The organism is Amycolatopsis thailandensis (genome assembly GCF_002234405.1).
Classification (GTDB): Bacteria; Actinomycetota; Actinomycetes; order Mycobacteriales; family Pseudonocardiaceae; genus Amycolatopsis; species Amycolatopsis thailandensis.
In genome coordinates, this window is record NZ_NMQT01000001.1 from 1 (window position 1) to 10,175 (window position 10,175).

Here is a 10,175-nt window from a genome sequence, read left to right on the forward strand (position 1 = left end):
CCGTCGAGGAAGGCGTTGGCGGCCGCGTAGTTGCCCTGCCCGGCGTTGCCGAAGACCCCGGCGGCCGAGGAGAACAGGACGAACGCCGCGAGCTCGTGCCCCTTGGTCAGTTCGTGCAGATGCCAAGCGGCGGCGGCCTTGGGACCGAACACGGTCGAGAGCCGTTCCGAGGTGAGCGCGCCGACGAGGCCGTCGTCGAGGACACCCGCCGCGTGCACGACCCCGGTCAGCCTGGGGATCCCGGCCACGAGGCCTTCGACGGAAGCGCGGTCGGCGACGTCGCACGCTTCGACGCGGACGTTCGCGCCCAGTCCGGTCAGTTCGGCGGCAAGTTCCGCCGCGCCCGGCGCGTCCGGGCCACGTCGGCTCGTGAGCACCAGTTCTTGGACGCCGTGTGCCTGGACGAGGTGCCGGGCGAGGTGGGCACCGAGGCCGCCGGTACCGCCGGTGACGAGGACAGTCCCGCCCGCCAAAGCCGAAGGCTCGGTGGTTCGCGTGCCCACCAGCGTCAGTTTCGGCGCGTACAGCTTGCCTTCGCGCAGCAGCAACTGGTCTTCGCCGGTGGCCAGCGCCTTGCCGAGGATCGAGGTGTCACCGTCGCCGTCGACGAGGACGAACCGGCCCGGGTTCTCCGACTGCGCCGCGCGCACCAGGCCCCAGACCGCGGCGGCGGCCGGATCCGCACCGTCCTCTTCGGACAGTGCGACGGCACCGGCGGTCAGCACGACCAGACGGGCGGCTGTGGACTCCTGCAACGCGGCGAGGACGGTCGCGGTCGCCGTACGCGCCGCGTCGGCCACGTCACCCGCGGGTTCGGCGAGCTCCAGGACGACGGCTTCGGACGACTCCGCGCCGGTGTCCCCGAGACGGGCCCACGACGTTTCGCCGTCGCCCACCGGAACCGGCGACCAGACGATCCGGTGCAGCGACTCGCTCGGCTCCGTCACGGCCACCGGGCGCTCGCCGAAGGTCACCTCGGCGGACAGCACCGGGGCTCCCGCGAGGTCGAACACCGCCAGCTCCCCCGCCTCGCTCAGGTGCGCCCGGACGGTGGTGGCGCCGGTGGCGTGCAGGGTCACGTTCCGCCAGGCGACCGGCCAGCCGCGTTCGGCCAGCACCGGGTCGAGCAGGCTCGGGTGCAGCCCGTACAGCTGCGCGCTGTCGTCCGGCAGGGTCAGTTCGGTGAAGACTTCGGGGAGCGCCGGTGCCGGCGCGGGTGCCTCGACCAGGAAACCGGTGCCGTGCCGCTGCCAGCCCGCACCGGTCCGGGTGTGGACCGAAACCGGGCGACGGCCGTCGTTCTCGGCGCCGACGGAGACCTGGACCTCGCGGTCCCCGGTCAGCGGCGCCTCGACGGCGAATTCGGCCAGGGTGCCCGCGCCGGCCTCGTCACCCGCGCGGATCGCCAGTTCGACGAGCAGCGTGTCCGAAGGGTCGGCGGGAAGGACACCGGTGCACAGGACCGCACCGTCGTCCGCCGAGGTCACGGCGGAAGCAAGGACCGGGTGACGCAGGCCGCCCGCGACGCGCACCACGGCGGGCTCACGCAGCCAGTACCGCTCGTGCTGGAAGGCGTAGGTCGGCAGGTCGACGACGCGCGGCTTCGCGGGGGCGAAGAACGCGGGCCAGTCGACGTCGATCCCGCGGACGTGCAGGCGGGCCAGCGCGGTGACCGCGGTCCCCGGCTCGTCCTTCTCGTCACGCAGGGCGGGAATAGCCTCGCCGGATCCCGCGGCCAGCGCCGAAAGCACCGCCGCCGGGCCGATCTCGAGGAAGGTGGTCACGTTCTCGGCCGAAAGGGTGGTCAGCGCGTCGGCGAACCGGACCGGTTCCCGCACGTGCCGCACCCAGTACGCCGGGTCGGTCGGATCAGCCTGCTCGGCGACGGTCGACACGATCGGGATCAGCGGTTCGGAGAACGACAGTTCCCGCACCACGGCGGCGAAGTCGTCGAGCATCGGGTCCATCAGCGGCGAGTGGAACGCGTGGGAGACGTCGAGGCGCTTCACCTTGCGGCCGCGGGCTTCCAGCGTCGCGGCGGCGGCGAGCACCGGCTCCTCCGCACCCGAGAGCACGACGGCGTCCGGACCGTTGACCGCCGCGATGGCCACGCCGAACTCGGCGACCTCGGCTTCGGTCGCCTGCACGGCGACCATCACGCCGCCTTCGGGCAGCGCCTCCATCAGCCTGCCGCGCGCTTCGATCAGTTTCGCGGCGTCCTCCAAGGAGAACACGCCCGCGACGTGCGCGGCGGCGATCTCGCCGATCGAATGCCCGGCGACGAACGCGGGCCGCACACCCCAAGACTCGAAGAGCCGGTAAAGCGCGACTTCCAGGGCGAAGATCGCGGGCTGCGCGGTCCCCGTCCGGCTCAGGTCGCCGTCGAGGGAAAGGAGCGCGGCGACCTCGTCGTAAGCCTTGGCGAACGCGGGGAAGGCTTCGTAGAGCCCCTGACCCATTCCGGCGCGCTGCGAACCCTGTCCGGTGAACAGGAACGCCAGGCGGCCTGAGACGAGTTCGCCGGAGGCCAGCGTCCGCAGTCCGGCGCCGGGCTCGCCGACGACGACCGCGCGGTGCGCATGGTGCGTACGGGTGGTCGCCAGCGAGAAACCGGCGTCGACACTCAAGTCCACTGTGGACAGACGAGAAGTCTGCGCCGCCAGCGCTTCCGGCGTCCGTCCGGAAAGCAGCAGAGGTACCACGGGCAGCGTGCCCGAGGGCTCGGGCTCGGCTTCGGCCGGGGCCTGTTCGAGGACGACGTGGGCGTTGGTGCCGCTGATGCCGAACGACGACACCCCGGCACGGCGCGGACCATCGGTTTCGGGCCACGGCGTCTGCTCGGTGAGCAGCGAAATGTCACCCGCGGTCCAGTCGACGTGCGGGGTCGGCTCGTCGACGTGCAGGCTCGCCGGGACGACGCCGTGGTGCATCGCCTCGACCATCTTGATGATCCCGGCGACCCCGGCGGCGGCCTGCGTGTGGCCGATGTTGGACTTGACCGAACCGAGCAGCAGCGGCCGCTCGCGGTCGCGGCCGTACGTGGCCAGCAACGCCTGCGCCTCGATCGGGTCGCCCAGCGGCGTGCCCGTGCCGTGCGCCTCGACGACGTCCACAGTGGACGATTCGACCCCGGCGTTGGCCAGCGCCGATCGGATCACGCGCTGCTGCGAAGGTCCGTTGGGGGCGGTGAGGCCGTTGGACGCGCCGTCCTGGTTGACCGCGGAGCCCTTGACGACGGCGAGGACGCGGTGTCCGTTGCGGCGGGCGTCGGAAAGACGCTCCAGCACCAGGATTCCGACGCCTTCGGCCCAGTTCGTGCCGTCGGCGGCCCCGGCGAACGGCTTGCAGCGGCCATCCGGTGCCAGTCCGCGCTGCCGCGAGAACTCGACGAACATGTCCGGCGAGGCCATCACGTTGACGCCGCCCGCCAGCGCGAGCGAGCACTCCCCCGATCGCAGTGACTGCGCGGCCAGGTGCACGGCGACCAGCGAGGACGAGCAGGCGGTGTCGACGGAGACCGCCGGGCCTTCCAGGCCGAGCGCGTAGGCGACGCGGCCGGAGACGACGCTGCTGAACGACGCGGTGCCGAGGAACCCCTCGACCTGCTCGGGAATCGCGCTCAGCCGTGAGATGTAGTCGTTGGACAGCGCCCCGGCGAAGACACCGGTGCTGGTGCCACGCAGGGAAGCCGGGTCGATGCCCGCCCGCTCCAGCGCCTCCCACGACGTCTCCAGGACCTGGCGCTGCTGCGGATCGATGGCCAGTGCCTCACGCGGCGAGATCCCGAAGAACTCGGCGTCGAAGTCGCCCGCGTTGTAGAGGAAAGCGCCTTCGGACGCGTACGTGGTGCCGCGGTGGTCGGGGTCCGGGTGGAAGAGCGAGTCCAGGGGCCAGTCACGGTCGGCCGGGAAGTCCCCGACGCCGTCGCGGCCGTCGGCGACCAGCTGCCAGAGCTCGGCGGGTGAGGTGACCTCGCCCGGGTACCGGCAGCCCATGCCGACGATGACGATCGGATCGTCGTGGATACCGGACCCGGCCGCGACGGGGGGACTCGCGACCGGGGCCGGCGTCTCGTCCCCGACGAGTTCGCCGCGCAGGAAGACCTTCAGCGCGTCGGGCGTCGGGTGGTCGAAGACGAGCGTCGCGGGCAGCCGGAGACCGGTCGCGGCGCCGAGACGGTTGCGCAGTTCGACCGCGGTGAGCGAGTCGAAGCCGATTTCGTTGAACGCGCGGGTCGCGGCGATCCCGGCCGCGTCGGCGTGCCCGAGGACCAGGGCGACCTCGCGGCGCACCAGGTCCAGCAGCAGTTCGTCGCGGTCCGGCGCGGGCAGCCCGGCGAGTTTGCGCCGCAGTTCGCCCGCCTGCTCGGCGGTGGCGGTCTTGGCCTTCGCCCGGCCGGATCCGCCGACCAGCGCGCGGATCAGCGGCGAGATCGGGGCGTCGCTGCCGCGCACGGTCGCGCGGTCGAATTTGAGGCCGAGCAGGACGGCGTGGTCGAGGCCGACCGCGCGGTCGAACATCGCCAGGCCCTCTTCCGGGTCGATCGGCGGGAAACCGCTGCGGCGCATGCGTTCTTCGCCCGCGTCGCCGAGTTCGCCCTTCATGCCGCCGGACCACAGGCCCCACGCGACGGACTGCGCCGCGAGACCTTCGGCGCGACGGCGGGTGGCGAGGCCGTCGAGGAAGGCGTTGGCGGCGGCGTAGTTGCCCTGACCGGGGTTGCCGAGCACGCCGGCGGCCGAGGAGAACTGGACGAACCAGCGCAGCGGCAGCTCCGCGGTCAGCTCGTGCAGGTGCCAGGCGGCGTCGGCCTTCGGGGCGAGAACACGGTCGAGGCGTTCGGGGTTGAGCGCGTCGATCGGGGCGTCGTCGAGGACACCGGCCGCGTGGACGACGGCGGTGAGCGGATGCTCGCCGGGGATGGCTGCGAGCAGCGCGGCGACGGCGTCGCGGTCCGCGCTGTCACACGCGGCGATGGTGACTTCGGCGCCGAGCGCGGTCAATTCCTGCGACAACTCGGAAGCGCCGGGGGCCTCAGGACCGCGACGGCTGGTCAGGAGCAGGTGCCGGACGCCGTACTCGGTGATCAGGTGCTTGGCGAGCATCGCGCCGAGACCGCCGGTACCGCCGGTGATCAGGACGGTGCCCTCGGGTTCCGGGCCGCGCGGGATGGTGAGCACGACCTTGCCGATGTGCTTGGCCTGGCTGAGCAACCGGAACGCCTCCGGGGCGCGGCGGACGTCCCAGACGTGACGCGGCAACGGCTTCAGGACACCGCTCGCGAACAGCTCCAGCACTTCGGCCCACATGCGGGAGAACTGCTCGGGTCCCGCTTCGATGAGGTCGTAAGGCCGGTAGTGCACGCCGGGGTGGTCCGCCGCGACCTGTTCGGGGTCACGCAGGCCCGCTTTGCCCATCTCCAGGAACCGGCCACCGCGCGGCAGCAGTCGCAGGGACGCGTCCACGAAGTCACCGGTCAGCGCATCGAGGACGACGTCGACGCCGCGTCCTTCGCTGGTGGCGAGGAAGTGCTGTTCGAAGTCGAGGGTGCGGGAGTTGGCGATGTGGCCGTCGTCCAGCCCGGCTTCGGTCAGCACGTGCTGCTTCGCGGGGCTGGCGGTGCTGTAGACCTCGGCGCCGAGGTGGCGGGCGATCTGGATCGCCGCCATGCCGACGCCACCGGCGCCCGCGTGGACGAGGACGGACTCCCCTGCTTTCAGTCCGGCGAGTTCCTTCAGCCCGAAGTAAGCGGTGAGGAACACCAGCGGGACAGACGCGGCTTCCTCGTCGGTCCAGCCGTCCGGAATCCGGGCGCACATCGAGCGCTGCGCGGTGGTGATGGAGCCGATGCCACCGATCGCCACGCCCATCACGCGGTCGCCGGGTGCGAGATCGTCCACTTCGGACCCGGTTTCCAGGACGACACCGGCGATCTCGTTACCGAGCGGGCCGGGCTCGCCCTCGAACATGCCGAGAACGTTGAGCGCGTCACGGAAGTTGAGGCCCGCGGCGCCGACGGCGACCCGGATGTGCCCGGGCTTGAGCGGTTCCAGGGCCTGGGGGCAGGGTTCGAGCCGCAGTTCCTCCAGCGTGCCGCGCGCGGCCATGCCGAGGCGCCACGCGGGTTCGGCGGGCGGGCTGAGTTCGTCGGTGCCGGGGACCGGGCCCAGCCGCAGGGCGGCGAAACCGCCGTCGCGCAAGGTCAGCTGAGGTTCGCCGGTCGCCAGCGCGGCGGCGAGTTCGGCCTCGGCCAGGTCGCCGGTCTCGGTGTCGACGAGCACGACCCTGCCCGGGAGTTCGCTCTGCGCGGAACGGCCGAGGCCCCAGACAGCGGCGGCGGCCGGATCGACACGGCCGGGGCCGATCGCGTCACAAGTGACGAGGACGAGTTTCGCGTCGGCGAACCGGTCTTCGGTGGAGAACTGCTGCAGGACGGCGAGAACCTCGCGGGTCGCGATGCTCGCACCGGTCGGGTCGGTGAACACCGGGAGCACGACGACCGGCGGTACGGAGCCACTGCCGACTCGCCCGTGGTAGGCCCACTCGACCTGGGCCGGGTCGGCCGGGGTGGGCAGCGGGGTCCAGTCGAGGCGGAACAGCGAGTCGAGACCGGGGGTCGCCGTGGTGACGGGGGCGAGTTCGCGCAGGGTCAGGGAGCCGATGGTGACGACCGGCGCACCGGTGCCGTCGGCGGCGCGCAGGGTGACCGCACCCGAGGCGGCGGGCGTGAGCTTCAGGCGCAGCGTGGACGCGCCGGTGGCGTGCAGGGTGACGTCCTGCCAGAGGAACGGCAGTTTGGCGCCACCCGGTTCCTCGCTCAGGAGGCCGATCGCGTGCAGACCGGCGTCGAGCAGCGCGGGGTGCAGGCCGAAGCGCTCGACGTCGGCCTTCGCGGTGTCTTCCGGCAGCGCGGTCTCGGCGAAGATCTCCTCGCCGAGCCGCCAGGCGGACTTGAGCCCCTGGAAGACCGGGCCGTACTCCAGTCCGGCGGCGGCGAACACCGGGTAGACGTCGGTGACCTCCACGGAGACGGCGTCGCGCGGCGGCCACTCGGCCAGGTCGAAGTTCGCGGCCGGGGCCTGCGGGGCCAGGGTTCCCGAACCGTGCAGCGTCCAGGCGCCTTCACCGGCACGGGAGTACACAGCTACGGCGCGGCGGCCGCTGTCGTCCGGGCCTGCCAGGACGACCTGGACGTCCAGCGGACCGGCCAGGACCATCGGCTCGCGCAGGGTGAGTTCTTCCAGATGCGCGCAGCCGGCTTCGTCACCGGCCCGCAGCGCGAGTTCGACCAGTGCGGTGCCGGGCACGATGACGGTCCCCGCGACGGCGTGATCGGAAAGCCAGGGGTGGGTGGACGGCGAGATGCGGCCGGTCAGGACGACCCCGGCACCGTCGGCGAGCGGGACGGCCGCGCCCAGCAGCGGGTGGGCGGCGTCGGCCAGGCCGAGCCCGCCAGGATCGCCCGCGCTGTGGCCGCCGCGCAGCCAGTAGTTCTCGCGCTGGAACGGGTACGTGGGCAGATCGATCGTGCGGGCTCCGGTGCCCTCGTAGAACGCGGTCCAGTCGACGCGGGCGCCGCGGACGTGCAGTTCGGCGAGCGCGGTCATCGCGGTCCGCGCTTCGGGGCGGTCCTTGCGCAGCACCGGGGTGACGAGGGTGCCTTCCGGCGGCAGTGTCCGCGCGGCCATCCCGGCCAGCACGGCGTCCGGGCCGATCTCGACGAACCGGGAAACCCCTTCGCCGCGCAGGAATCCGACGCCGTCGGCGAACCGGACGGGCTGCCGGACGTGCCGCGGCCAGTAGCCGGGCACGGTGACCTCGTCGGGTCCGGCGAGGCGGCCGGTCACGTTGGACACCACGGGGATGGTCGGCGTCCCGTGCGGGATTTCTTCGGCGATGACGCCGAATTCGGCGAGCATGCCGTCCATCCGCGCGGAGTGCGAGGCGTGGGAGATGTTGAGCCGCTTGATCTTCCGGCCGCGTTCGGCGAATTTCGCCGCGAGGGCCTCGGCGGCGGCTTCCTCGCCGGAGACGACGACCGAGTCGGGAGCGTTGAGCGCGCCGATGGCGAGGCCGTCGGTGAGTTCGGCGGCGACCTCCTCTTCAGTGGCCTGGATGCCGATCATCGCGCCGCCCGGGGGCTGCGCCTCCATCAGGCGGCCGCGCGCGGTGATCATCCGCGCGGCACCGGCCAGGTCCCAGACCCCGGCGACGTGGGCCGCCGCCAGTTCACCGGCGGAATGCCCGACGACGTAGTCCGGGTGCACACCCCACGCCTGCAGCAGGCGGAACAGCGCGACCTGCAAGGCGAACATCGCGGGCTGGGCGAAGGTCATCCGGTCGAGGAGCTTCTGGTCGTCACCGAAGACGACGTCGGCCAGCGGCCGCTCGAGGTGCGGGTCGAGCGCGGCGCACGCCTCGTCGAAAGCGGCGCGGTACGCGGGGAAGGTGTCGTAGAGCTCGCGGCCCATGCCGCAGCGCTGGGCTCCCATGCCGGAGAACAGGAACGCGGTGCGCCCGAGCAGCGGTTCACCGGTGACGACGCCGGGAGCGGGTTCGCCCTCGGCGAGCGCGGTCAATCCCGCTTTGAGGTCTTCCGGGGTCCCGACGATCGCGGCGCGCGACTCCAGCGCGGTCCGCGTGGTGGCCAGCGACCAGCCCAGGTCGAGCGGATCGACGTCGTCCACAGTGGACAGGAGTTCGGCGGCCGCGGCTTTCAGCGCGGCTGGACCGCGAGCCGAAAGCGGCCACGTCTGGACGGCGGGCGGAGTCCGCTCCGGCTCGGCTTCGTCGTCCGAGGGGGCCTGCTCCAGGATGACGTGCGCGTTGGTGCCGCTCATGCCGAAGGACGACACCCCGGCCCGTCGCGGACGATCGCCGGTGTCCCACGGCTTCGGTTCGGTGAGCAGTTCGACGGCCCCGGCCGTCCAGTCGACGTGCGGGGACGGCTCGTCGACGTGCAGGGTGCGGGGCAGCACGCCGCGGCGCATCGCCTCGACCATCTTGATGATCCCGGCGGCACCCGCCGCGGCCTGCGTGTGCCCGATGTTCGACTTGATCGACCCGAGCCACAGCGGGGTTTCCCGCTCGCGGCCGTAGGTGGCCAGCAGCGCCTGTGCCTCGATCGGGTCACCGAGGGTGGTACCGGTGCCGTGCGCCTCGACGGCGTCGACGTCGGCTGCGGCCAGCTTCGCGTTCTTCAGCGCGGCACGGATGACGCGCTGCTGAGCCGGGCCGTTGGGCGCCGTGAGCCCGTTGGACGCGCCGTCCTGGTTGACCGCGGAACCCTTGAGGACGGCGAGGATCCGGTGCCCGTTGCGGCGGGCGTCGGACAGCCGCTCCAGTAGGAGCATGCCCGCGCCCTCGGACCAGCCGGTGCCGTCCGCCCCGGCGGCGAACGCCTTGCAGCGCCCGTTCGGTGCCATGCCGCGCTGACGCGAGAACTCGACGAACGTCTCCGGCGTGGCCATCACCGTGACCCCGCCGGCCAGCGCCAGCGAGCACTCCCCCGACCGCAGGGCGTGCGCCGCGAGGTGCACCGCGACCAGCGAAGACGAGCACGCCGTGTCGATGGTGACCGCCGGGCCCTCCAGCCCGAGGGTGTAGGCGAGCCGCCCCGACAGCACGCTGTTGGACGAGCCGGTGCCCAGGAACCCCTCCACCTCTTCGGATCCGCCGTCGAACCCGGAGACGTACTCGCTGCGCATGGCCCCGGCGAACACACCGGTGGCGCTGCCCTTCAGCGCGGCCGTGTCCAGCCCCGCCCGTTCGAACGTCTCCCAGGTGACCTCCAGCAGCAGCCGCTGCTGCGGGTCCATCGCGAGGGCTTCCCGCGGCGAGATGCCGAAGAAGCCCGCGTCGAACTCCCCCGCGTCGTGCAGGAATCCGCCCTGGTCGCTGTAGCTGGTGCCCCGGTGTTCCGGATCCGGGTGGTACAGCCCGTCGGTGTCCCAGCCCCGGTTCGCCGGGAACCCCGTCATCCCGTCCCCGCCGCCGTCGACGAGGTCCCACAGTCCTTCCGGCGAGGTGACCCCGCCCGGGAACCGGCAGGCCATGCCGATCACGGCCAGGGGTTCGGAGCCGCTCTCCTCGGCTTCTCGCAGACGGCGCCGCGTCTCACGCAGTTCGGCGGTCAGTCGCTTGAGGTAGTCGAGCGTCCGCTCGTCGGTGGTCAT

Annotated in this window: 1 protein-coding gene; it reads right to left on the reverse strand. The window is 72.5% G+C overall.

Going from position 1 to position 10,175, the window contains the following annotated elements; genetic code table 11:
• Positions 1–10,175: type I polyketide synthase (locus tag CFP71_RS00005; RefSeq protein ID WP_093931737.1), on the reverse strand; the 10,175-nt coding region annotated here is incomplete at its 3' end.